The organism is Kitasatospora cystarginea, assembly GCF_039533515.1.
Taxonomy (GTDB): domain Bacteria; phylum Actinomycetota; class Actinomycetes; order Streptomycetales; family Streptomycetaceae; genus Kitasatospora; species Kitasatospora cystarginea.
Genome location: NZ_BAAATR010000005.1, coordinates 259379 through 280796, shown reverse-complemented (window position 1 = coordinate 280796; position 21418 = coordinate 259379). Strand labels below are relative to the sequence as shown.

General features: G+C 71.7%; 20 protein-coding genes and 1 pseudogene. 12 read left to right on the top strand and 9 right to left on the bottom strand.

The window, feature by feature from the left end; all coding sequences use genetic code 11:
* Positions 1–9 precede the first annotated feature (9 nt).
* Positions 10–1221, bottom strand: coding sequence for a pyridoxal phosphate-dependent aminotransferase (locus tag ABD369_RS08610; RefSeq protein ID WP_344635649.1), 1212 nt, complete (start codon positions 1219–1221; stop codon positions 10–12).
* A 102-nt stretch (positions 1222–1323) separates the two neighbouring features.
* Between ABD369_RS08610 and ABD369_RS08605 the strand changes: the two are divergent.
* The 3 genes and pseudogenes from ABD369_RS08605 to ABD369_RS08595 all read left to right on the top strand — a co-directional run.
* A pseudogene (locus tag ABD369_RS08605) lies at positions 1324–1674 on the top strand (winged helix-turn-helix transcriptional regulator); the annotation flags it as partial.
* A gap of 215 nt (positions 1675–1889) precedes the next feature.
* A complete protein-coding gene (locus ABD369_RS08600; RefSeq protein ID WP_425557559.1) occupies positions 1890–2459 on the top strand; it encodes a SigE family RNA polymerase sigma factor in 570 nt (189 codons plus the stop codon).
* The gene (locus tag ABD369_RS08595) at positions 2459–3100 is read left to right on the top strand and encodes a PASTA domain-containing protein (RefSeq protein WP_344635648.1); all 642 of its coding nucleotides are present in this window, start codon (positions 2459–2461) and stop codon (positions 3098–3100) included. The genes ABD369_RS08600 and ABD369_RS08595 overlap by 1 nt, the downstream gene beginning before the upstream one ends.
* 58 nt (positions 3101–3158) lie before the next feature.
* Here ABD369_RS08595 and ABD369_RS08590 read toward each other — a convergent pair whose 3' ends face one another.
* Positions 3159–4010 carry a GNAT family N-acetyltransferase gene (locus ABD369_RS08590; protein WP_425557558.1) on the bottom strand — a complete coding sequence of 284 codons (852 nt, stop codon included), beginning with the start codon at positions 4008–4010 and terminating at the stop codon, positions 3159–3161.
* A gap of 199 nt (positions 4011–4209) precedes the next feature.
* Here ABD369_RS08590 and ABD369_RS08585 point away from each other — a divergent pair, with 199 nt between their 5' ends.
* A complete protein-coding gene (locus tag ABD369_RS08585; RefSeq protein ID WP_344635646.1) occupies positions 4210–5073 on the top strand; it encodes an SGNH/GDSL hydrolase family protein in 864 nt (287 codons plus the stop codon).
* An 8-nt stretch (positions 5074–5081) separates the two neighbouring features.
* Here ABD369_RS08585 and ABD369_RS08580 read toward each other — a convergent pair whose 3' ends face one another.
* On the bottom strand, positions 5082–5456 hold the full coding sequence (locus tag ABD369_RS08580; RefSeq protein ID WP_344635645.1) for a cupin domain-containing protein: 375 nt from the start codon (positions 5454–5456) through the stop codon (positions 5082–5084).
* Between the two features lie 97 nt (positions 5457–5553).
* Here ABD369_RS08580 and ABD369_RS08575 point away from each other — a divergent pair, with 97 nt between their 5' ends.
* The 6 genes from ABD369_RS08575 to ABD369_RS08550 all read left to right on the top strand — a co-directional run bounded on the left by ABD369_RS08575 (position 5554) and on the right by ABD369_RS08550 (position 9755).
* Positions 5554–6030, top strand: coding sequence for a MarR family winged helix-turn-helix transcriptional regulator (locus ABD369_RS08575; protein ID WP_344635644.1), 477 nt, complete (start codon positions 5554–5556; stop codon positions 6028–6030).
* Between the two features lie 111 nt (positions 6031–6141).
* Positions 6142–6888, top strand: a complete 747-nt coding sequence (locus ABD369_RS08570) for a pyridoxal phosphate-dependent decarboxylase family protein (RefSeq protein ID WP_344635643.1) — start codon at positions 6142–6144, stop codon at positions 6886–6888.
* A gap of 520 nt (positions 6889–7408) precedes the next feature.
* The gene (locus ABD369_RS08565; RefSeq protein ID WP_344635642.1) at positions 7409–7876 is read left to right on the top strand and encodes a hypothetical protein; all 468 of its coding nucleotides are present in this window, start codon (positions 7409–7411) and stop codon (positions 7874–7876) included.
* A 28-nt stretch (positions 7877–7904) separates the two neighbouring features.
* Positions 7905–8699 carry a hypothetical protein gene (locus ABD369_RS08560; protein WP_344635641.1) on the top strand — a complete coding sequence of 265 codons (795 nt, stop codon included), beginning with the start codon at positions 7905–7907 and terminating at the stop codon, positions 8697–8699.
* Between the two features lie 31 nt (positions 8700–8730).
* On the top strand, positions 8731–9159 hold the full coding sequence (locus tag ABD369_RS08555) for a hypothetical protein (protein WP_344635640.1): 429 nt from the start codon (positions 8731–8733) through the stop codon (positions 9157–9159).
* Between the two features lie 41 nt (positions 9160–9200).
* Positions 9201–9755, top strand: a complete 555-nt coding sequence (locus ABD369_RS08550) for a hypothetical protein (RefSeq protein ID WP_344635639.1) — start codon at positions 9201–9203, stop codon at positions 9753–9755.
* 75 nt (positions 9756–9830) lie between these two features.
* On the opposite strand, the gene ABD369_RS08545 is transcribed toward ABD369_RS08550, so the two are convergent.
* The 4 genes from ABD369_RS08545 to ABD369_RS08530 form a co-directional block, all read right to left on the bottom strand.
* Positions 9831–12272, bottom strand: coding sequence for an FtsX-like permease family protein (locus ABD369_RS08545; RefSeq protein WP_344635638.1), 2442 nt, complete (start codon positions 12270–12272; stop codon positions 9831–9833).
* Entirely contained in the window at positions 12269–12988 is a 720-nt protein-coding gene (locus ABD369_RS08540; RefSeq protein WP_344635637.1) for an ABC transporter ATP-binding protein, read from the bottom strand. The genes ABD369_RS08545 and ABD369_RS08540 overlap by 4 nt, the downstream gene beginning before the upstream one ends.
* Positions 12985–13509, bottom strand: a complete 525-nt coding sequence (locus ABD369_RS08535; RefSeq protein ID WP_344635636.1) for a PadR family transcriptional regulator — start codon at positions 13507–13509, stop codon at positions 12985–12987. The genes ABD369_RS08540 and ABD369_RS08535 overlap by 4 nt, the downstream gene beginning before the upstream one ends.
* 168 nt (positions 13510–13677) lie before the next feature.
* The gene (locus ABD369_RS08530) at positions 13678–14991 is read right to left on the bottom strand and encodes a glycosyltransferase 87 family protein (protein WP_344635635.1); all 1314 of its coding nucleotides are present in this window, start codon (positions 14989–14991) and stop codon (positions 13678–13680) included.
* 252 nt (positions 14992–15243) lie between these two features.
* On the opposite strand from ABD369_RS08530, the gene ABD369_RS08525 reads away from it, so the two are divergent.
* Positions 15244–17628: a Tex family protein gene (locus ABD369_RS08525; RefSeq protein ID WP_344635723.1), complete on the top strand. Its 2385-nt coding sequence runs from the start codon at positions 15244–15246 to the stop codon at positions 17626–17628.
* A gap of 118 nt (positions 17629–17746) precedes the next feature.
* Entirely contained in the window at positions 17747–18760 is a 1014-nt protein-coding gene (locus ABD369_RS08520; protein ID WP_344635634.1) for a YdcF family protein, read from the top strand.
* A 106-nt stretch (positions 18761–18866) separates the two neighbouring features.
* Here the strand turns inward: ABD369_RS08520 and ABD369_RS08515 are convergent, their stop codons facing one another.
* Both ABD369_RS08515 and ABD369_RS08510 read right to left on the bottom strand, forming a co-directional pair.
* Positions 18867–19436 (bottom strand): NUDIX domain-containing protein, encoded by a 570-nt coding sequence (locus tag ABD369_RS08515; protein WP_344635633.1) that lies wholly within the window; start codon positions 19434–19436, stop codon positions 18867–18869.
* 187 nt (positions 19437–19623) lie between these two features.
* The gene (locus ABD369_RS08510; protein WP_344635632.1) at positions 19624–21141 is read right to left on the bottom strand and encodes a carbohydrate binding domain-containing protein; all 1518 of its coding nucleotides are present in this window, start codon (positions 21139–21141) and stop codon (positions 19624–19626) included.
* Between the last annotated feature and the right edge of the window lie 277 nt (positions 21142–21418).

The following is a 21418-nucleotide window of genomic DNA, read 5'->3' as shown; positions in this document are numbered from 1 at the left end:
CGGCGCCGCCTACTGCCGGTAGGTGGCCAGGAACCGGCCGATGCGGCTGATCGCGGTCTCCAGGTCGTCGGTGCGCGGGAGGGTGACGAAGCGGAAGTGGTCCGGGCGGGGCCAGTTGAAGCCGGTGCCCTGGACGATGTGGATCTTCTCGCGGAGCAGCAGGTCCAGCACGAACTGCTCGTCGTCCACGATCTTGTGCACCGCCGGGTCCAGCTTGGCGAAGGCGTACAGCGCGCCCTTGGGCTTGACGCAGCTGACGCCGGGCAGCTCGTTGAGCGCCCGCCAGGCGACGTCGCGCTGCTCGGTGAGCCGACCGTTCGGCAGGGTGAGGTCGTGGATGGACTGGTGGCCGCCGAGTGCCGCCTGCACCGCGTACTGGGCCGGGACGTTGGGGCACAGCCGCATCCCGGCGAGCATGGTGAGGCCCTCCAGGTAGTCCTGGGCGTGCTGCTTGGGGCCGGAGACCGTCAGCCAGCCGCTGCGGAAACCCGCTACCCGGTACGCCTTGGAGAGGCCGTTGAAGGTGAGCGTGAGGACGTCGTCGGAGAGCGCGGCCAGGCAGTGGTGCTCGATGCCGTCGTAGAGGATCTTGTCGTAGATCTCGTCGGCGAAGACCATCAGCCCGTGGCGGCGGGCGAGTTCGAGGATGCCCTCCAGCAGCTCCTTCGAGTAGACCGCGCCGGTCGGGTTGTTGGGGTTGATCACGACGATGGCCTTGGTGCGGCTGGTGATCTTGGCGGCGATGTCGTCGAGGTCGGGGAACCAGTCCGCCTCCTCGTCGCACATGTAGTGCACCGCCTTCCCGCCGGCGAACCGCACCACCGCCGTCCAGAGCGGGTAGTCCGGCATCGGGACCAGTACCTCGTCGCCGTCGTCCACCAGCGCCTGCACGCTCATCTGGATCAGCTCGGAGGCTCCGTTGCCGAGGAAGACGTCGTCGACCGTGACGCCCTTGACGCCGCGCTGCTGGTAGTACTGCACCACGGCCCGGCGGGCCGGCAGGATGCCGCGCGAGTCGCTGTAGCCGTGCGCGTTCGGGAGGTTGCGGATGATGTCCTGGAGGATCTCCGCCGGCGCCTCGAAGCCGAACGGTGCCGGGTTGCCGGTGTTCAGTCGCAGGACGGTGTGGCCGGCCTCCTCCAGCGCGTTGGCCTGGTCGACCACCGGGCCACGGATCTCGTAGCACACGTCCTTCAGCTTGCTGGACTGCCGAAACTCCATCAGTGGTCTCCCGAGGCGTCCGTCATCGCAGGGTCAGTCTGGTCGCTTTGTTCTACCAAGTATCCACTTGGAAAGTCCAACCTATTGGCTATGCTGATCCACATGCCACGCCGAAGCTACGACCAGTACTGCGCCGTCGCCCGGGCCCTGGACGCGGTGGGGGAGCGCTGGAGCCTCCTGATCGTCCGTGAACTCCTCGGCGGCCCACGCCGCTACACCGACCTGCACGCGGATCTGCCCGGTGTCTCCACCGACATCCTGGCCGCGCGCCTCAAGCAGCTGGAGAGCGAGGGCCTGGCGGTCCGTCGCAAGCTGGAACGCCCGGCCAGCGGAACGGTCTACCAGCTGACCGAACGCGGCCTGGCGCTCCGCCAGGTCATCGACGCCCTCGGAAGCTGGGGCCTGGAGGCCCTCGGCGAACCCCGGCCCACCGACGCCGTCCGCTCGCACTGGGTGACGGGAGCCTAGGCCTGCGGGCCTTCGCACGACGACGACAACCCGGCGCCCCACCGGCCCTGACGGTCCGGACGGGGCGCCGGGTTCTCTGCTTCCGATCCGGAGTGATGCGCGTCACTTCGGGCTGATCGGTGCAGCAGGACGCGGTGAGCGGCCGTCATGGGTGCAGGAACGCTCAAGGAGGAGAGCATGAGTGCATCGGCGGGCGCCTGGTGAGGATACGCAGGCGCGGCAGGGACACCGGACGGATCGACTTCGTCGAGTTCGTCCGGCAGCGCTCCGCGGCGCTGTTCCGGACCGCCTACGTCCTGACCGGAAGCCAGGACACCGCGGAGGACCTGCTGCAGGAGGCACTGGAGAAGGCATGCCGGCACTGGAACCGGGTCGCCGTCGCGGACTCGCCGGAGGCCTATGTGCGCCGGATCGTGGTGAACCTGGCCAACGACCGGTGGCGCAGACTCCGCCGGGCCGGTGAGCGTTCGGATCCCGTGGACCACGCGGACCTCCGTGACCCGTACCGGCTGGTGGACCTTCGCGACGAACTGGTCCAGGCGCTGCACGCCCTGCCGATCGGGATGCGCACCGTCGTGGTGCTGCACTTCCTGCACGACATGGGGGACCAGGAGATCGCCGAAACCCTCCGGATCTCGCCCTCCGCCGTGCGCTCGCAACTCGCCCGCGGGCTGGCCAAACTGCGCACCGCGGTGCCCCGGTCCGAACCGCCTCCGCGCGCACCGGACGACGGCCGGCCCACTCCTCTGCCCCAGTTCGAAGGTGCGTGATGACCTCGTTCCCGCCCGACGACCACCTCGGCTCCACCCCGGACCACGACTTCAGAGAGGCACTGATCCAGGCGATGGACAGCTTCGCAACCGACGCGCACGCCCCCGCGATCGACGGCACCGCCATTCTGCGCCGCACCCGCCGCCGGCGCGGAGTGCTCGCGGTCACCGCGTCGGCGGCCGCCATCGTCCTGGCGGCGGGTACCGCCTTCGCCCTGAACGGCTCCGGCGAGCCACCCGCCCGGCCGAGCGCCGCAGCGCCCGGCGGCAGCGCGACACCCGCTCCCGCGACACCCTCCCCCGCGGTCCCGGAGCCGACCGCGAGCGGCTCCACCGCCACAGCGTCCCCCGGACCGCCGACAGGGACCGGTACGCCGATGGGAACCGGTACACCCTCGCCCGGCGCCGACACCAGGCCGGGGCCGGGCGAAGCCTCCGTCACCGTGCCGTCGGTGATCGGCATGTCCCAGGCCCAGGCCGAGAAGCTCCTCACCGAGGCCGGACTGAAGATCGATCGCGTCCAGCAGTTCACCGACTGGAAGACCTCGGTCGGCGCCGTGATCAGCACCGAGCCCCGGCCCGGCGCTGTCGTCGCCCCCAGCACCGCCGTCGTCGTCTTCGTCTCCAAGGGAAAGCCCTGAAGCCGCCCGCCCCGGGCCCTGACAGGGCTTGGGCCTGACGGGCCGGCGGCCGGGAGCGTCAGGCGGGTTCGGCGATCAGGGCGGTGCCGACCGGACGGAAACCGACGGCGGCGTAGACCCGGGCGACGTCCTCGTCCCCGGCGGAGAGGAAGACGGTGCGGACGCCGCGGGCACGGGCGTCGGCCACCAGGGCGGCCGTGACCGCGCGGGCGAGCCCCCGGCGGCGGGCGGTGGGCAGGGTGCCGACGCCGACGATCTCGCTGACCCCGTCCACCGGCTGGTGCATGCCCGAGCACAGCACGACGCCGTCCTCGCTCGCGGCCGCGACCCGGGTGAGACCCGCGCGGATCCGGCCGGCGACGCGGTCGAGCGAGCCGTCCCTGGCGGCGGTCAGCGTCGCCGTGGCGAGCTCGGCCGGGCCCGCGGTGCCGAGCCGGGTGCCGGGTTCGGCGAAGGCCAGCTGAGGCACCGCCACCGCGGCGGCCAGCGCCGGGTCACCGGCGTCGAGCAGCCGGACGGTCACGCCGGCGCCTGCCGCGGGCCGGGCCGCCGGCTCGTCCGGGCCGAGCACCATCAGCGGGTGCGCGTGCACCCGCAGCCCGGCGGCCTCGGCGGCGGCGCGCAGCGACGGGGTCGTCTCGGCGACCCACTCGAAGGCCTCCGGCTGGCCCAGCTCCCGCTGCCGGGACCGGACCCGCTCGACGTCCTCGGCCCCCACCGACCCGGCGAAGCCCAGCGTCGGCCGGGCGTAGAACGGCCAGCCCGCACCCTCGCGGACGAACAGCGAGAGCGGGCCGAAGTCCTCGACCCGGGCGCTGCTCCTCGGCACGCCGTCGTAGTACTGCTCAAGGGCGTCCAGCACGGGTGTGGACTCGGAATCGTGGCGATCGGTTGAAGTCACGCGCCGCATCAAAGCAGGGGGAGCCGGTGTTGTCACGGGATTTCACCGGCCGGCGGAGCCGGACCCGCCGGCCTCGGGCGGCCCCGGCACGGTCCAGCCCCACAGCCGTACCACCGCACCGTCCCACCGCCGGACCGCGAGCACCGGGGCTCCGGTCCCGGCCGGCAAATGCCGCGCGTACGATCCAGTACCGATGAATCCTGTACCGATGAACGAGACCACCTCCACCACCCCGGTCCCTCACGGCAGTTGCGACGGTCGGGCGCTGGCGCCCGGGAGCGCCGCGTACTCCCGCTACGTCGCCGTGGGCGACTCCTTCACCGAGGGGATGTGCGACGAGCTGTTGCCCGGCGGCCAGTTCCGGGGCTGGGCCGACCGGGTCGCCGCCGTGCTGGCGGCCGAGCGGCCCGGGGAGGAGTTCCGCTACGCCAACCTCGCCGTGCGCGGCAAGCTCATCGGCCAGATCCACGCGGAACAGGTGGGCCGGGCCGCCGCGATGAACACCGAACTGGTCACCCTGGCGGGCGGACTGAACGACGTGCTGCGGCCCGGCTGCGACATCGCCGAGGTCAAACGGCTGCTCGGCGCGGCGGCCACCGGACTGCTGGCCGGCGACGGCACCGGACCGGCCCCGACCGTGGTGATGTTCACCAGCACCGATCCGACCCGCAGGCTGGCCCAAAGCGCCCGGCTGCTCCCGGCGATCCTGGAGATGAAGGCCTTCGTCGAGTCGCTGGCCAGGCAGCACCCGAACGTCCTGGTGGTGGACTTGTTCTCGGCGCCCTGCTTCGACGACCGGCGGCTGTGGGCGGAGGACCGGCTTCACCTCTCCCCGGAGGGGCACCGCCGGGTCGCGGCCGCCGTGCTGGAGGTGCTCGGCCGTCCGGTCGGCTTCGACTGGCGTGCGCCGCTGCCGCCGGCCGCCCCGCGCGGTCGGACCGAACGGCTCCGGTCCGACCTGCGCTGGCTGCGGATCCACCTGGGCCCGTGGATCGGCCGCCGCCTCACCGGCCGCTCCTCCGGCGACAACCTCCCGCCCAAGCGTGCCGAACTCCTCCGCTACGAAGGCTGATCCGGCGGTCAGCTCGCCCAGGGCGGGCTGATCACCGAACCGTCGGACAGGACGGCCTGCAGCCCGGAGCCGGTGGTGACCCAGGCGTGGGCGGGCTGCTCGCCGGGGTTGTCGACCTTCAGCCGGACCCCGGCCGGGGCGATCACGGTGTCGCCCGGGGCGAGCACCGTCCGCTCACCGTCGAGGGCGATCGCCGGCGTGCCGGAGAGCACGTGGAGGACCTCCTCACGGGTGATGGTGTGCTCGACCCCCGGCGTCCCGCCGGCGATCTCCAGCCGCCAGGCGCACAGTTCGGTGCTGCCGGTGGCCGAGGACGCGTACGAGACGAACCGGGCGCCGTGGATCTCGTGGACGGTGGCCTGGCCGGCACTGATGACGGGCATGGGATTCCCCTTCGTGATCGTTCGAGATGGGCAAGGAGCTTGACTATATAGTCAAGCTCCTTGCCCTTCAGGAGTGGTGGCCTGGCAGAATTCCGGCATGACCGAAGCTGAGACCGGACCCGAGGCCGCGCCCGAGACCGTCGCCCTGAGTCTCCCGCCGCTGCTGCTCAGTCTGGCCGCCGACCTGGTCCGGGCGATCGACGACGGTGTCCGCGAGCGCGGCTTCGACGACGTCCGCCCGGCGCACGGCTTCGCCTTCGCGCGGCTCGCCCCCGACGGGGCCAGTGTGGGCGAACTGGCAGAGCATCTCGGGGTGACCAAGCAGGCGGCGAGCCAGCTGGTCGAGGAGCTGGTCCGCAAGGGGTACGTGGAGCGGCGGCCGCATCCCGGTGACGCCCGTGCCCGGCTCGTGGTGCTCACCGAGCGCGGCTGGGCCTGTACCCGGGCGGCGGACCGGGCGGCGGCCGAGGCCGTCCGGCCGTGGGCGGCGGTGCTGGGCGAGGAGCGGCTGCGCGGGCTGCGGGACGACCTGGCCCGGCTGGCGCCCAGCGGCCGGCTGCGACCGATCTGGTGACGGTCATCCAGGACAACTGAAAGCGCCCGGCTCGGACAGCGTCCGAGTCGGGCTTCTTGCTGCGGTGGCACCCCATCCACTTGGCCTGCCGCTGGCGTTACGTTCGAATGATTGCGATTCCGTGCGAACGGATCGTTCGACGGCGCCTTCGACCCGCTCGACGAACTCGGCGACCTGGCCCGCGAGAAGGACATCTGGCTGCACGTCGACGGCGCACACGGGGCGAGCCTGCTGGTGTCGGACCAGCTCCGCGGGAGGCTGAAGGGGATCGAGAAGGCCGACTCCCTGGCCTGGGACGCGCACAAGATGATGTTCGTTCCGGCGCCGTGCACCCTGCTGTTCTACCGGAACCGGCAGGACAGCCTCGGCGCGTTCCAGCAGCGCGCCAGCTACGTCTTCGACGAGGAGCCGGACCGCTACACCGAGCTCGACAGCGGCGGTGTGAACTTCGAGTGCACCAAGCGTCCGATGATCATGCCGCTGTGGACGCTGTGGTCGGTCTACGGCCGGGCCCTTTTCGCCGAGAAGATCGAGTATCTCTGCGAGCTGACGGAGGAAATCCACCGGATCGTCCTCGACGAGCCGGATTTCGAGGCGGTGCACCGCCCGGAGGCCAATATCATGTGCTTCCGCTACCGCCCCGCCGATCTCAGGGACGAGGACGTTCACCGCTTCCAGGTGGCGATCCGGAACCGGATCAAAATCCAGGGAAATTTCTTCATCTCCAAGGTGAACATCGACGGTGTCGCCGCGCTGCGCGTGGTCATGATGAACCACCAGATCAACGCCGAACACTTCCGGATGCTGCTGGGCGAGATCAGGCGGCTCGGCCGCGACCTGCTCGACAGCGGCAAGTGACCCGGGAATTCCCACAAGCCGGTTCACGCGGCGAATTCGTGCTGCCCGGATCCGGGCCGCGAAGTCAATCGAAGTCAACGATGAGCAGGGAAGTGACAATGAGTGCAGTGAGTGCTGCGCAGGCCCGCCCGGCGCCCGGCGGCGTCGCCGAGCTGGCGAGCCGGCTGATCCCGGACTGGGAGCTGAAGCCGGACTCCGTCGACACCGTCGTGAAGCTCCCGTCGTTCGCGAGCAAGCTCCAGGAGTGCGAGCGGATCTGCCGGACGCCGTACAGCGAGATCCCGCACGAGATCCAGGACGCGCTGGTGCTAAAACGCGCTGCCCCGCTCGCTCTCACTGTTCAACCAGGGCGAGGCGAACCCCGCCTCGATCGAGAAGACCGGTTACCGGTTCCAGATCAGGTTCGTGCACCGGTCGTCCGCCGAGATCGAGCGGACGGATGTCGGCAAGGTCCCGCTGGTGCGGGACCGGGGCTAGCAACTGCCGGTCCGGCAGTCACGCATGAGGAATGGAGTTGGGTATGAAGCCGCAAGTGAACATCGCCGTCGTCGTGGATGTCATCGGGGCGCTCTCGGACAGGACGCTTCAGGGCGGAAACCTCTGCCTGATCGATGACGGTGCGTTCGACAGCAAGGGCCAGGGGACGCCGGGGCTGTGCACCGTCGTGACCCCGGGCCAGGTGGTCCAGTGGTCCGCCCTGGCGGTGGATCTGCAGACGCCGGTCGAGATCAGGAGCATCACCTTCCTCGGGGCCGACGAGGGCGCGAGCGTGACCGAGTACGCCGGCGAGGGCGAGGGCGAGGGCGAGGGTGCGGCGCCGGCCGGCGGGCGGGCGGAGGGTAGGCAGCTGGACCTGAACGTCTGGTCCGGCGTGGTGCCGTACTTCATGACGCCCGGGGTGCCGTACCGGTACCGGCTGGAGCTGCAGATGTACGAGGGCGAGCACAGCGTGCTGCACATCGACTCGCCCGCGCTGATGTGCCTGTAGGCGACAACCAACAAGGAGGGGTGGGCTCATGGCCCAACAGCTAGCGATCATCGTGCTCGTGGACGTCGGCAGCGCGCTGGAGTCCAGGACGCTGACCGGCAACACCTACCTGTTCGACAACATGAAGCTGCAGGGCTCGGTGAACCAGGGCACCGGCGAGCTGGTGACCGCGGTCAACGGCGCCTACTGGAGCGACGGTTCACAGGCCGGCGAGCAGGTGCTCAACTGGCTGCCGTACAGCCTCGGTTCGATCCCGCCGACGGTGCCCCGCGGTTACCACACCACCCGGGCGCGGCAGGCCGACCAGGAGGCGCTGGCCGAGCTGGCGGCGCTGGCGAACCGGCCGTCGGCCAACGGTGACACCGACGCCGCGCTCGCCAGGATCCAGAAGAGCGTCGGCACCCGGGTCAGGACCACGGCCCGCACCCGCGCGCTGTCCGGGCAGAAGGTCCTGGACGTCACCGGTCAGGTGGTCTCCGACCACGGCCAGGGTGCGCACAGCTACCCGGCTCCGGTCATCACCGACATCTTCGGCGAGGCGGTGGACGAGAAGATCATCTACCCGGCCGAGTACGGCTCCCCGGACCTGGTGACCGACGGCTGGTACTGGTCCGCGACGGTCGACACCTCCAGGCCCGGGACGTACGTCTACAAGATGCGGATCCAGCTGCACGAGCTGATCCAGCGGGCCGGTGACTGGACCTGGGAGCCGGTCAACCTCACCTGCGAGTCGAAGCTCCGGATCACCTCGCAGCCCCGGCGGAACGGCTTCACCGGAGCCGGTGTGGGCTACCTGCCCATCGCCCCGGCCACGTTCGCCTAAGCCCTGATCCAGCAAGGACGAGGAGGAGCAGATGACCACCAAGCCAAGGCAGAAGACCGCACCGAAGCGCCCGATCTCGATCACCGCGGTGGTGGACTGCGTCGGGATGCTGGCGGCCCGGAGCACCAGCGGCCACCTGTACCTGTACGACACCAACAAGGCCGGCGGTTCGGTCGGCTTCGGCACCGAGGAGTTGAAGACCAAGGTCAGGACCGGCGACCAGCTGCTGTGGAACGTGCTGGCGCTCGAGTGCGAGGCCTTCGTCGCGATCGACGACATCGTGATCGACCCGGAGGTGTGCGAGCCGGTCCGCAAGGTCTTCCCGGGCACCGATGTCGCGTACTGGACCGGGACGGTGAAGAAGGACGGCCTGTCCGCCGTCCCGTACCAGATCAAGTTCAGGCTGGGCACGCAGGCCGAGCCGATCACCACCACCCTGTCGCCCGCCCTGGTCGGCTAGCGCCCCGGACGACTCCGGGCGGCGCGCCCGAAGGAGGAACCTTGACCACCAGTACGCGCAACACCGTGGAGCAGAAGCAGAACCCCGGTCAGCTGAACTCGGTACAGCTCAACATCGTCACCTTCGTGAACATGGAACGGGCGACGGCGACGGGCTCGCTGAGCGACGCGATGCACATGATGGACAACAGCGTCGGCGGCTCCGGCCAGGGCACCCGGCAGCTGGAGACGGTCTGCAAGCAGGGCCAGGTCCTGAACTGGATCATCCGCCCGATCGACATGGAACGGCGGCCGGACGGCACCTGGCCGCCCATGCCCAAGATCAACAACATCGTGGTCCTCGACACCGAGCTGGGTGACGAGGAGGACGTCGCCGAGCGGAAGCTCTTCACCGAGCTCAAGATCTACGGGATGCCCGACCGGATGCGGTCCCCGCTGACCCCGGTCTACTACTACTGGGCCGGCACCGTGCTGAGCACCGCGAAGCCCGGCCTGTACCGGTACCGGCTGGTGGTCGAGCTGGAGCAGGAGGGCACCAAGGAGAAGCTGTACCTCAACACGGTCGACCACCCGGCGCTGCGGGTGATCGCGGTCTGACGTCCGATGACGCACCGGAGCGGTGCCGCCCGGCCGTTGCGGTCCAGGCGGCACCGCTCCTGCGTGCCGTACGGGTCACTCCGTGCGCAGGCCCTCGGCGCGCATCATCCGCCACAGGGACGGCAGGCTGGCCGCCGTGACCAGCAGGACCACCGAGGCGCCGATCAGGCCGAGACCGAGGACCGAGCCCCAGTCCGGGCTCACCGGGTGGTCGACCATGCTCAGCAGGGCCGTGCCCAGGCCGATCCCGGTGAGGACCGCCAGCGCGATGCCGAGCACCACGGGCACGGCCGTCTGCCAGAGCACCGAGGCGCAGAGCGTGCCGCGCCGGGTACCGAAGGCGATAAGCACCGCCAGCAGCCTGCGCCGCTCGCGCAGCTGCTCGACCGTGCCGACCAGCATGCTCGCGCCGATCAGCAGCAGGGTGGCGGTGACCCCGGCGAACAGTGCGCGCCTGATCTCGGCGAACCGGCGGTTCTCGTCGACCGACTTGAACTGGAACACTGTGCCGGTCGGGTCCACCGCGGCGACGGAGTTGCGCAGCCGGTCGTAGGCGTCCGGGTCGCCCTCGTCCACCTTGACGTAGCCGGAGATCCGGGCTCTGAGCAGTGGTATGTCCTTGGCGGCGCCGGGCGTGAGCAGGAACCCGGAGCGCATCCCGAGCACCGAATCCAGTCGCGGAGTGATCGGGCGGATCGAGGCCGGCAGGGTCCAGTTCGGGCGGGGTGCGTGCGGCTCGGAGCCGAAGTCGTAGCCCACCTCGACCCGTCGGCCCGGCGCGAACCCGGTCGCCTTGGCGGACTGCTCGTCGGTGCTGTCGACCGAGAAGGCGTCGCCGTCGCGGCAGTCACCGACCTCGGCGAGGCTCTGCAGCGCCTCACACGAGCCGACGGAGAACGACCGGGTGGTGAGTTGCTCGGGGGCGTCGCCGCCGGTGGCGACGTTGAGCTCCAGCAGGGAGTGGGCGCCGGTGACCCCCGGGGTGGCGCGCAGCCGCCGGTCGAACTCGGTCGGGACGAGCCGGCCCTGGCCGGCCGAGACCGTCACAAAGGCCTGGGCCTTGCTCAGATCGCGGCCGGTGCTCCGGCGGAAGTCGCCCTCGACCCCGCTGAACAGCATCTGCAGCGAGATCGCCCCGGCCGCCGCGACGGCGATGCCGCTGACCACCCGGGCCGAGGTGCCGCTGTCCAGCTGGAGCCGGCGGACCGCCAGCTGCCAGGCAACCGGTCCGCCGTGCAGCCGGGCCACCACGGACTCGATCAGCCACGGCAGCAGCGCGGCGACGCCGACCAGGACCAGCACCACGCCGCCGGCCACCTGGTACTCGTTGAAGCCCTGTCGGGTGCCCGAGCCGCTGAACAGCGGGGTCAGCAGGGCGACACCGGCGACCGGCGGCAGCAGCCGCCACCAGACCCGCCGGCGCGGCGCCTGGGCCTGCCGGAACACGCCGAGCGGCTCCACCACCACGCCGCGCATGGCGAGCAGGGTGACCGCGATGGCGGCCGCCGGGACGGCCAGTACGGTGAGCGCGGCCAGCAGCGGGCTGGGCCGGAGGTCGGCCGGGAACAGGCTGATGTCGAACAGTGCGATGCCGCGCACGAGTTGACGGCCGAAGAGGAACATCACCGCACCGGCCAGCACACCGATCAGCGCCCCGAACGCGGCCTCCCCGGCGGCGATCCGCCGGATCATCCGGGTGTCCGCGCCGACCAGCCGCAGTGCCGCCAGCCGGCGGTCGCGGCGCTCGCTGCCGAACCGGACGGCCGCGGCCACGAACACGGCGACCGGCAGCAGCAGCACCACGAAGCTGATGATCACCAGTAGCACCAGGATCGGACTCATCGGCTCGGTCTCGGGCCGGCTCCCGAAGGAGCTGATCCGGTGGCCCACCCCGCCCGCGGGATCGAGCCGGTCGGTGCCCGCGTAGTAGTAGTACTCGGCCGGGCCGATCAGTCCCGCGTCGCCGATGGTGCCGATGATCCGCTGTGGGAGGCGTTCGCGCAGCAGTGCGCTGCCGGGGGCCTCCAGCAGCCCGCGCAGCGCGGGTGAGACGACCATCTCACCGGGCCGTGGGATGGTGCCGAGGCCGGGCGGCAGCGGGGCCCCGGGGCCGTCGGGCTGGAGCAGGCGGCCGGTGATGTCCTCGCCGCGGAACTTGGTGGAGACGGTGTAGAGGACCAGGGTGTCCGCGGCGGGCTTGTCCGCCCGGTCGAAGTCGAGCCGGGCGTAGCTCCGGTCGTGGCGGGCCTGGAGGGCGTCCGGGATCGAGGTCGCGACCAGCAGCAGGGCGACGCCGAGACCGACCCCGAAGGCGGTCATCGCGGTGCGAAGCCAGCCCTGGCGGCCGCCGCTCAGCGCCAGCCGGCCGCCGAAAAGCAGGTCGGCGGCCCAGACCCGGAGCGGCCCGCGGGCCGGGACCGGGGTGCGGGCCGAAGTCCCCTTCCGGTCGGGTGCGTTGGGGTCGGTGCTCCCGGTCGGACCGGGGCCGCCGGTCAGGTCGGCGGTGGTCGGGCTCATCCGATCCGCTCCGCGTTCAGCGCCCGGCCGTCCCGGACGATCACCTCGCGGTCCGAGTAGGCCGCGACCCGGGGCTCGTGCGTCACCAGCACCACGGCCGCGCCGGACTCCTTGGCGGCGGCGGTGAACAGCTGCATCACCCGCTCGCCGTTGAGCGAGTCCAGGGCGCCGGTCGGCTCGTCGGCGAAGATCACCCGAGGGCCGGTGACCAGCGAGCGCGCGACCGCCACCCGCTGGCCCTGCCCGCCGGAGACCTCGCCGGGACGCTTGCGGCTCAGGTCGTCGACCTCCAGACGGGCCATCCACTCGGCGGCCCGCCGTTCGGCCTCGCCGCGCCGCATGCCGGCCAGCCGCAGCGGCAGGGCGACGTTCTCCAGGCAGCTCAACTCCGGTACCAGCTGGCCGAACTGGAAGACGAAGCCGAACTCGCCGCGGCGCAGCGCACTGCGCTCGGCGTCGCTCATCCCGGTCAGCAGCCGCCCGTCGTAGCGGACCTCACCGGAGTCCGGCGGGACGATCCCGGCCAGGCAGTGCAGCATGGTGGACTTGCCGGAGCCGGAGGGGCCCATCACGGCGACCATCTCACCGGCCCGGACGTGCATCTCGGCGCCGACCAGGGCCTTGGTGGGGCCGAAGGACTTGTGCAGGTCGAGGGCGGAGAGCAGCGGCGGGGGCGTGGAAAGGTCGGAGGTTCCGTTCGTCGGTATGCCGGTCATCGGCGGACCTCCTCGGCCAGCTGGTCGAGCCGCGCGGCGGTGAGCTCCAGCCAGCGCAGGTCGGCCTCCAGGTGGAACAGGGCGTGGTCGCAGACCAGTTGGTCGGCGAGGTCGCCGCCGACCTTGCGGCGGGTGAGTTCGCGCATCAGCCGCAGGTGCTCGGCGCGCTGGACGTCCAGGATCTCGGCGGCCGGGCGGCCGGTGAGCAGCGCGAGCACCACCTTGGTGTAGAGGGCGCTCTGCAGGTACGGCTCGGGCTTCTCGGGGCGGCCGAGCCACTCGGCCATGTCGGTCACCCCGGCGGCGGTGATCGCGTACCGCTTGCGCTCGGGGCCGTCGCCCGGCTCGGTGCCGTCGACCTCGACCAGCCCGTTCTTCAGCAGTCGCGAGAGGGTCGCGTACACCTGCCCGTACGCGAGCGGGCGGCCCTGGCCGAAGCGCTGGTCGTAGGCGCGCTTGAGGTCGTAACCGTGTCTGGGCCCGGCTTCCAGGAGCCCGAGAAATGCCTGTCCGATTGCCATGGCAGGACCATACACCAGGTGTATACGCGTGGTGTATACACCTGAGTGATTACGGGATCGGGCAGGCTTAGAGCGAAGGCGGGGCAGCGCGGCGCGGGCGGGGAAACCCCGGTCGCCCAGGGGCACGGGAAGCCGTACGGGCTTCCCGAACCCCTGGGCGTTCCTCGGTCAGGCCACCCGGATGGGCCCGCGGCGCAGCTGCGGAGCCGGCTGCCGCGCGGCCGCCGGGGAGACGGTGGCACGCCAGAGGCGGGCGGCGGACGAGAGCGAGGCGGCCAGCAGCAGACCGTTGCGCACCATGATGACCACGGTGCCCTTCCAACCGCCGCTGATCAGCGCGTCGAAGAAGAGCGGGTAGTCGACGGTGGTGACCGCGGTCGCGAGCAGGACCAGCAGCGCGACCGGCCGCTGGCTGGAGCCGCGCTGGGTGAGGCAGACCGCCGCGAGCCCGATCAGCCAGATCAGGTACTGCGGGCTGATCACCCGGCTGGTCACGGTGAACAGCAGCACCGCGGTGAGCGCCGCGTCGTACGGCGTGGCGGCACTCCAGCGCTGCGCGCGGAAGCGCCAGAGCAGCAGCCAGCCGAAGGCGAGCGCGGTGAGCAGCAGCGAGGCCCGGGCAACGGTGTGGACGTACGGGCCGAGGAACTCCAGCGAGCCGTAGTGCTGGTCGACGTCACCGGGCCAGCCGAGGACACGGGCCACCTGGAGCAGGCTGCCGCCCAGCGACTCGATCTCCACGCCGCGCCCCTTCTGGGCGGTGAGGAAGTCGAACGCGCCGTGGAAGAGCGTGGCCAGCACCAGCAGCAGCGCGGCGGCCGAGGCGCACATCGCCGCCCAGGCCTGTCGGCTGCCGCGGCCGCGCGGCGCACCGAGCACCACCAGCGCGGGCCAGACCTTGACCATGGTGGCGATCCCGGCGAGCGCTCCGCCCATCCTCGGGCGGCTGGGCAGCAGCAGCAGTGCGGCCATCGCGAGGGCGGTGACCGGCAGGTCGTACCGGCCGTAGGGCAGGCCGAGCATCAGCGGCAGCGCCATCGCCCACATCCACGCCCCGGCGGTGGAACGGCCGCGGTGCACACCGCCGTTGCGGCGCAGCGAGACCCGGACCAGGGCGGCCTGGGTGACCGCGTCGGTGGCGAGCATCAGCAGCGCGAACGCCTGGAGGTAGGTCAGGAAGGGCAGCAGGCCGGGGGCGAGCATCGCCAGCGCGGCACCGGGCGGGTACTGCCAGGTGACGTCTCCGACGGGGAAGGTGCCGGTCTGGAGGACCTGGAACCAGCCGTGGTAGGTCCGGTGGACCTCGATGGCCTGTTCGGCCTTGCCCGACTTGAGCATCCCGATCATGACCATGCGGCTGGCGAGCCAGTAGCCGGCCAGGGCGAGCGCCTCGCGCGGCCAGGTTTCCGGTCTGGTCCAGCGGAACGGACCCGCCTGGGGCATGCCCCACTGGGTGACCGGTGTCGGGGCCTGAGCCACCATCGCCTCCACGAGAAGGTGCTGTGTGATCTATCTCATATCAGAAGGATCAGGTCGGATGATCACCGTTCGGTTGCGTGTCACCGACCGTCAGCACAACGCGCCACGCCGCTCGAAGGACACGCCCGCACCGCCCTCCGGGCGGGGGTACCTGCCAGAATGCAGGGCGAACCGCAGGACGTCCGCACGCCGTGTGAGACCACCGGTGCGGAACGCTCAACTCTGAACCAGGAGAAGGTGGCCGGCTTCGTGACCATGCCAGTCGAACGCAAGATCGCCGAAGAACTGGGCGTCCGCGAAGGGCAGGTGAAGGCGGCCGTCGACCTGCTCGACGGCGGAGCCACCGTCCCCTTCGTCGCCCGCTACCGCAAGGAAGCCACCGGTTCGCTCGACGACGCCCAGCTGCGCACCCTGGAGGAGCGGCTGCGCTACCTGCGCGAGTTGGAGGAGCGGCGCACCGCCGTCCTGGACTCCATCGAGGCCCAGGGCAAGCTGGACGACACCCTGCGCGCCCGGATCCTCGCGGCCGATTCCAAGGCACGGCTGGAGGACATCTACCTGCCGTACAAGCCCAAGCGGCGGACCAAGGCGCAGATCGCCCGCGAGGCCGGGCTCGAACCGCTCGCCGAGACCCTGCTCGCCGACCCCGGCCAGGACCCCCAGGCGGTGGCCGCCGGCTACCTGTGCGAGTCCGTCGCCGACCATGCCGCCGCGCTGGAGGGCGCCCGCGCCATCCTGGTGGAGCGCTTCGGCGAGGACGCCGACCTGGTGGGCGGCCTGCGCGAGCGGATGTGGACCCGCGGCCGGCTGGTCGCCACCGTCCGCGAGGGCAAGGAGCAGGAAGGCGCCAAGTTCGCCGACTACTTCGACTTCGCCGAGCCCTACACCAAGCTCCCCTCGCACCGCATCCTGGCCATGCTGCGCGGTGAGAAGGAGGAGATCCTCGACCTCGAACTCTCGCCCCTGGACGGCGAGGAGAGCACCGACCTGCCCGGGATGAGCGACTACGAGCAGCGGATCGCCGCCCGCTTCGGCATCGCCGACCGGGGCCGCCCCGCCGACAAGTGGCTCACCGACACCGTCCGCTGGGCCTGGCGCACCCGCATCCTGGTCCGGCTCGGCATCGACCTGCGCACCCGGCTGCGCCAGGAGGCCGAGGACGAGGCGGTCCGGGTCTTCGCCGCCAACCTGCGCGACCTGCTGCTCGCCGCCCCCGCCGGCACCCGCGCCACGATGGGCCTGGACCCCGGCTTCCGCACCGGTGTGAAGGTCGCCGTGGTGGACGCCACCGGCAAGGTCGTCGCGCACAGCACCATCTACCCGCACCAGCCCGCCAACAAGTGGGACGCCGCCCTGGCCACCCTCGCCGAGCTGGCGAAGAAGCACTCGGTGGATCTGGTCGCCATCGGCAACGGCACCGCCTCCCGGGAGACCGACAAGCTCGCCGACGACCTGATCAAGCGCCATCCCGAGCTGAACCTCACCAAGGCGATGGTCTCCGAGGCCGGCGCCTCGGTGTACTCGGCCTCCGCGTTCGCCTCCCAGGAACTGCCCGACCTGGACGTCTCCATCCGGGGCGCGGTCTCCATCGCCCGCCGGCTCCAGGACCCGCTGGCCGAACTGGTCAAGATCGACCCCAAGTCGATCGGCGTCGGCCAGTACCAGCACGACCTCAGCGAGGTGAAGCTCTCCCGCTCGCTGGACGCCGTGGTCGAGGACTGCGTCAACGCCGTCGGCGTGGACGTCAACACCGCCTCCGCCCCGCTGCTCACCCGGGTCTCGGGCGTCACCGCCACCCTCGCCGACAACATCGTCGCCCACCGCGACGCCAACGGCCCGTTCCGCACCCGCAAGGACCTCAAGGGCGTGGCCAGGCTCGGGCCGAAGGCCTTCGAGCAGTGCGCCGGCTTCCTGCGCATCCCCGGCGGCGACGACCCGCTGGACGCCTCCAGCGTGCACCCCGAGGCGTACCCGGTGGTCCGCCGGATCCTCGCCCAGGCCGGCGGGGCGCTGGGCGAGCTGATCGGCAACAGCGAACGGCTGCGCACCCTGCGCCCGGCCGACTTCGCCGACGAGACCTTCGGTGTGCCGACCGTCACCGACATCCTCGCCGAGCTGGACAAGCCGGGTCGCGACCCGCGCCCGGCCTTCCGCACCGCCGTCTTCAAGGAGGGCGTCGACAAGATCGGCGACCTGGAGGTCGGCATGGTGCTGGAGGGTGTGGTCACCAACGTCGCCGCGTTCGGCGCGTTCGTGGACGTGGGCGTGCACCAGGACGGCCTGGTCCATGTCTCGGCGCTGTCACGGAACTTCGTCAAGGACCCGCGCGAGGTGGTCAAGCCCGGCGACATCGTCCGGGTCCGGGTCACCTCGGTGGACGTCCAGCGCAAGCGGATCGGCCTCACCCTCCGGCTGGACGACGAGGTCGGCCCGGGCGCCGGCGGCTCCGGCGGGGAGGGACGGCGCGACCGCGGCCCGCGTCCGCCGCGCCAGGAGCGGCGCGGAGTGAGTGACCGGCGTGAGGGCGAGCGCCGCGGCGGCGACCGCCGAGGCGGGGGACCGGCCCCGATCGCCAACAGCGCGATGGCCGACGCACTGCGCCGGGCCGGTCTGACCGGCGGCGACTCCGGCAGGCGCTGACCCTTCCGCGGTAGCCCGGTGACAGCTGACCGGCTGTCACCGGGCTACCGCCGCAGGATGGTTACGAATCCTCCTGCGGTCTCATCGGGGCGCCGGATACCGCACCTACAGTGGCGACATGTTCGTCTATGCGGTGCCCGGTCTGTTCCTGCTGCTCTTCGTCGTCGGTGTACTGCGGGACCGCCGCCGGTTCGGCAACGCCGTCCACCTCGGCCTGCTCGTCATCTCACTCTCCGTCGCGGTGATCGGCGCGCACGACCGGCTCCCGCCGGTGGCGGTCGCGCTGCTGGCCGCGGCGATCCTGCTGGTCCCCACGCTGGGCACCCTGGTGCTCGCCGTCCTGCTGATCCTCAACGGCCGGACGATGCTGCGCAAGGAGGGCCGGAGCCTGCCCAACCTGCTGTCGCTGCTGGTGGGTCTGGGCATCCTCGGCCTCATCGGGCTGATGGTGCAGGCCGCGTTCACCCACTCCCGCACGCTGGCGGTACTGGTCGGCACCCTGCTGCTGGTGACCGGCTACGTCGCGTTCCTGTTCGTCTGCTTCGTCGGCTACGCCTTCCTCTACGGCCGCTACGGCCGGCTGACGGCGGCCGGGAAGGCGGACTTCGTGGTGGTGCTCGGCTCCGGGCTGATCGGCGGCTCCCGTGTCTCGCCGCTGCTGGCCAGCCGGCTGGAGCACGGCCGCGCCGTGTACGAGCGGCAGGTCGCGCGCGGGCAGGTGCCGATACTGATCACCTCGGGCGGCCAGGGGCCCGACGAGCACCTGTCCGAGGCCGAGGCGATGGCCGACTACCTGACGGAGCGCGGCTTCCCGGCCGACCGGATAGTCCGCGAGGACCGCTCCCGGACCACCGAGGAGAACCTGACGTACAGCAGGGCGATCATGGAGCAGGCCAGGCCCGGCTACCGGTGCGTCATCGTGACCAACAACTTCCACGCCTTCCGGGCCGCGCTGCTGGCCCGCAGCACCGGGGTCAACGGCCACGTCGTGGGCTCGCACACCGCCGCGTACTACTGGCCCAGCGCGACCATCCGCGAGTTCGCCGCCGTCTTCCTCGCCCACCGGGTGGTCAACTTCGGCGTGTGCCTGCTGATCGGCCTGCTCGGGCTGGCCGCCTGGTGGCGGCTGTGACCGGCCGGGGCCGGCCGGCCGACTGCCTTCTGCGGTAAGCCGGCCGGCCGGGGCGGGACTCGGCGTGGCGGCCGGGGCCGGCCGGCCGACTGCTCCGCGCGGTAGGTCAGTCGGCCCGCGCGCGGGACTCGACCGCGAGATCGACGAGCTCACCCCACCAGGCCTCCCGGCCCTGGGTGAGCAGCCGGCGGGCCTCCTCCGGCGCCACCGCGCGGACCTCGACGACCTGTTCACCGTCCTCCGGGTTGGTCGGGGCGGAGTCCACCGTCACCTCGGCCCAGCCCCAGAGCCAGGCCTTCTCCGGGTGCGGCTGCCACGGCCGGTACGGCACCGGCCGGTCCGTCACACACCGGTGCGCACCGATCCACACCGGCGCTCCGGCCAGCCGCGCCCCGGCCTCCTCGCGCAACTCCCTTGCCAGGCACGACTCGATGCTCTCCGCCTCCTCCCGGGTGCCACCCGGCAGGAACCAGTGCCCGCGCGCGTCGCGGCAGAGCACCACCCCGTCGCCCGAGAATCCCACCAGATGGATGTTGGTGATCAGCGCGTCCGGTGGCAGCTCGGCGGAGAACCGGGCGTCGATGCCGCCCCAGGCCCAGCGCTGCGGCGCGTGCAGTCGAGGGAAGCGGGCTGCCAGGTCGGCGAGTTCTGCTGCTCTGTCAGTGGTGTCCGTCATTGAAAGATCGTAGTCCTGGCGGACGGTGTGCGCTGCTGTCCGGTCGCGGTGAAATGCCTCGCCCGGCGCCGGTCACGTGTCAGGGGCTGAAGGCGAGGACCGGGGGACCGCTCACCGGCCCGGCAACGGGATTCCGGCCGGGCCCGCCGCCCCCGGAGGTCACCCGGGAGCGGGAGCCGGGGGTGCGTCAGCCGGCGTACCGGGCGAAGGTCTTCGAGAACTCGTACGGCGACTGCGGGATGTTGGTGCACTTGAAGAGCGGGCCGGTGCAGGCGGCGGCGTCCCGGGTCATCTCCCAGAAGGCCAGCACTCCGAGGTGGTGCTGCTGGGCGAAGGCGACCAGCCGGCCGGCGGCGGCCTGGTTGAAGACGCCGTGGTCGTCGTTCTCGCCGAGCATCGGGGTGACCCCGGTCATCGCCCAGAGCCGGGCGTCGGTGCTGGCCGGGTAGAGCGCCGCGAGCTGGTCGTGGGTGGACTGCGCGGCCTGGACGGCGTCGGCGCCGTAGTCGGTGCTCGGCCGGTTGTAGTCCATCGCCATCACGTTCACCAGGTCCAGGTCGACCCCGGCGTCGCGGGCGGACCTGACCACGGCGAGGCCGTCGGCGGTCAGCCCCTCCGGCAGCACCGGCAGGGTGAGCGAGACCTTCAGGCCGGGGTGGGCGTGCTGGAGCCTGGCCAGCGCGGCCGAACGGCGGTCGTTGGCGGCCGTGTCGACCACGGCGGTGCCCTCGATGTCGAAGTCCACGTACCTCAGGCTGTAGGCGTTCACCACGGCGTCGTACTCGGTGAAGAGCGAGTCCACCGTCGAGCAGGCCTGGGCTAGTTCGGTGCCGGAGGCGCCGCCGAAGGAGACCTTGACGTCACCGCCGGCCGCGCGGACGGCGTCGATCTGGTCCTTGGCCCAACCGCTGCGCGGATCATAGGCGTTGAACCAGGACGCCTTGCAGCCGGCCGGCGCGGTGATGAACGCCAGGGTGAAGGACTTGAGGTCGCCCTTGGCCGCCATGTCCCCCAGCGAGGGGGTCGGCCAGGCGCCCATGTCCACGTACGGGGCCACCGGGACCGCGACGTTCGGCGGCGGGGGTGCGGTCCGGCTGGAGCTCGGCGAGGGCGAGGGCGAGGTGCTGCTCGGCGGCGGGGAGGTGGGCGGTGGCGTGCCGCCCGGTCCGGCGAGCACCACGTCGTCGGCGAAGTAGGCGTCCTGGCCGTACCAGCCGTGCAGGTAGACGGTGACGCTGGTGGTGCTAGGGCCGGTGGTGAAGCTGGTGCTCAGCTGCTGCCAGGAGCTGCCGCCGGGCGTCCAGACGGCCGGGTCGGTGACGCCGGATCCGGTCGCGCCGAGGTAGACGTACTGGCCCCGGACCCAGGCGCTCAGCGAGTACGTGGTGTTCGGCCGGACGCTGACGCTCTGCCCGCACTGGGCGGTGTCGCTGCCGCTCGCGGCGCCCTGGAGGGCGTACGAGCCGCCGTGTGTACCGGAGTTGACCACCGACCCGGTGCCGGCGGAACAGCTCCACGGGCCGAGCGAACCGCTCTCGAAACCGGGGTCGGCGAGCAGGTTCCCGTCCGCCGCGCTGGCGTTGACGCCCAGTGCGGTCAGCGCGCCGGCGGCGAGCGCGGCGGCGCAGCCGATCGGCAGGAGCTTGGCTGCCCGTCCGGTGCGCCGGGAGGGCGTGCTGGTGGGGCGGTTGAGAGCGCGTGGCATGCGGGGCTGCCTTTCGGGACACGCCGAGGACGCCGGGCGCGGGGGCATGGGGGAGCGGCCGGCGGTCGGCTGTTGGGGTGGTCCTGAAGACGGCGGGTGGGCCCGCCCTGCCCATCAAAATGGACTAGACCAACTGTGTGCGTCAAGCGTTCCGCCGGGTTTTGCGGCGTACTTGGGGTCCGCGGCGGGGGCAGCGCGGTGGGCGAGAACGCGGTCCGCAGTCGGTGGTGCGCTCCGGCGCCGGCCGACCCGGACTGCTGGACGCTGTCGCGTGAGG

Bases quoted from the DNA above. Each gene is read 5' to 3' on its own strand.
- ABD369_RS08610 (WP_344635649.1), bottom strand. From the start codon at position 1,221: ATGGAGTTTCGGCAGTCCAGCAAGCTGAAGGACGTGTGCTACGAGATC.
- ABD369_RS08595 (WP_344635648.1), top strand. From the start codon at position 2,459: ATGACCTCGTTCCCGCCCGACGACCACCTCGGCTCCACCCCGGACCAC.
- ABD369_RS08590 (WP_425557558.1), bottom strand. From the start codon at position 4,010: ATGCGGCGCGTGACTTCAACCGATCGCCACGATTCCGAGTCCACACCC.
- ABD369_RS08585 (WP_344635646.1), top strand. From the start codon at position 4,210: ATGAACGAGACCACCTCCACCACCCCGGTCCCTCACGGCAGTTGCGAC.
- ABD369_RS08580 (WP_344635645.1), bottom strand. From the start codon at position 5,456: ATGCCCGTCATCAGTGCCGGCCAGGCCACCGTCCACGAGATCCACGGC.
- ABD369_RS08575 (WP_344635644.1), top strand. From the start codon at position 5,554: ATGACCGAAGCTGAGACCGGACCCGAGGCCGCGCCCGAGACCGTCGCC.
- ABD369_RS08565 (WP_344635642.1), top strand. From the start codon at position 7,409: ATGAAGCCGCAAGTGAACATCGCCGTCGTCGTGGATGTCATCGGGGCG.
- ABD369_RS08560 (WP_344635641.1), top strand. From the start codon at position 7,905: ATGGCCCAACAGCTAGCGATCATCGTGCTCGTGGACGTCGGCAGCGCG.
- ABD369_RS08555 (WP_344635640.1), top strand. From the start codon at position 8,731: ATGACCACCAAGCCAAGGCAGAAGACCGCACCGAAGCGCCCGATCTCG.
- ABD369_RS08545 (WP_344635638.1), bottom strand. From the start codon at position 12,272: ATGAGCCCGACCACCGCCGACCTGACCGGCGGCCCCGGTCCGACCGGG.
- ABD369_RS08540 (WP_344635637.1), bottom strand. From the start codon at position 12,988: ATGACCGGCATACCGACGAACGGAACCTCCGACCTTTCCACGCCCCCG.
- ABD369_RS08535 (WP_344635636.1), bottom strand. From the start codon at position 13,509: ATGGCAATCGGACAGGCATTTCTCGGGCTCCTGGAAGCCGGGCCCAGA.
- ABD369_RS08530 (WP_344635635.1), bottom strand. From the start codon at position 14,991: ATGGTGGCTCAGGCCCCGACACCGGTCACCCAGTGGGGCATGCCCCAG.
- ABD369_RS08525 (WP_344635723.1), top strand. From the start codon at position 15,244: ATGCCAGTCGAACGCAAGATCGCCGAAGAACTGGGCGTCCGCGAAGGG.
- ABD369_RS08520 (WP_344635634.1), top strand. From the start codon at position 17,747: ATGTTCGTCTATGCGGTGCCCGGTCTGTTCCTGCTGCTCTTCGTCGTC.
- ABD369_RS08515 (WP_344635633.1), bottom strand. From the start codon at position 19,436: ATGACGGACACCACTGACAGAGCAGCAGAACTCGCCGACCTGGCAGCC.
- ABD369_RS08510 (WP_344635632.1), bottom strand. From the start codon at position 21,141: ATGCCACGCGCTCTCAACCGCCCCACCAGCACGCCCTCCCGGCGCACC.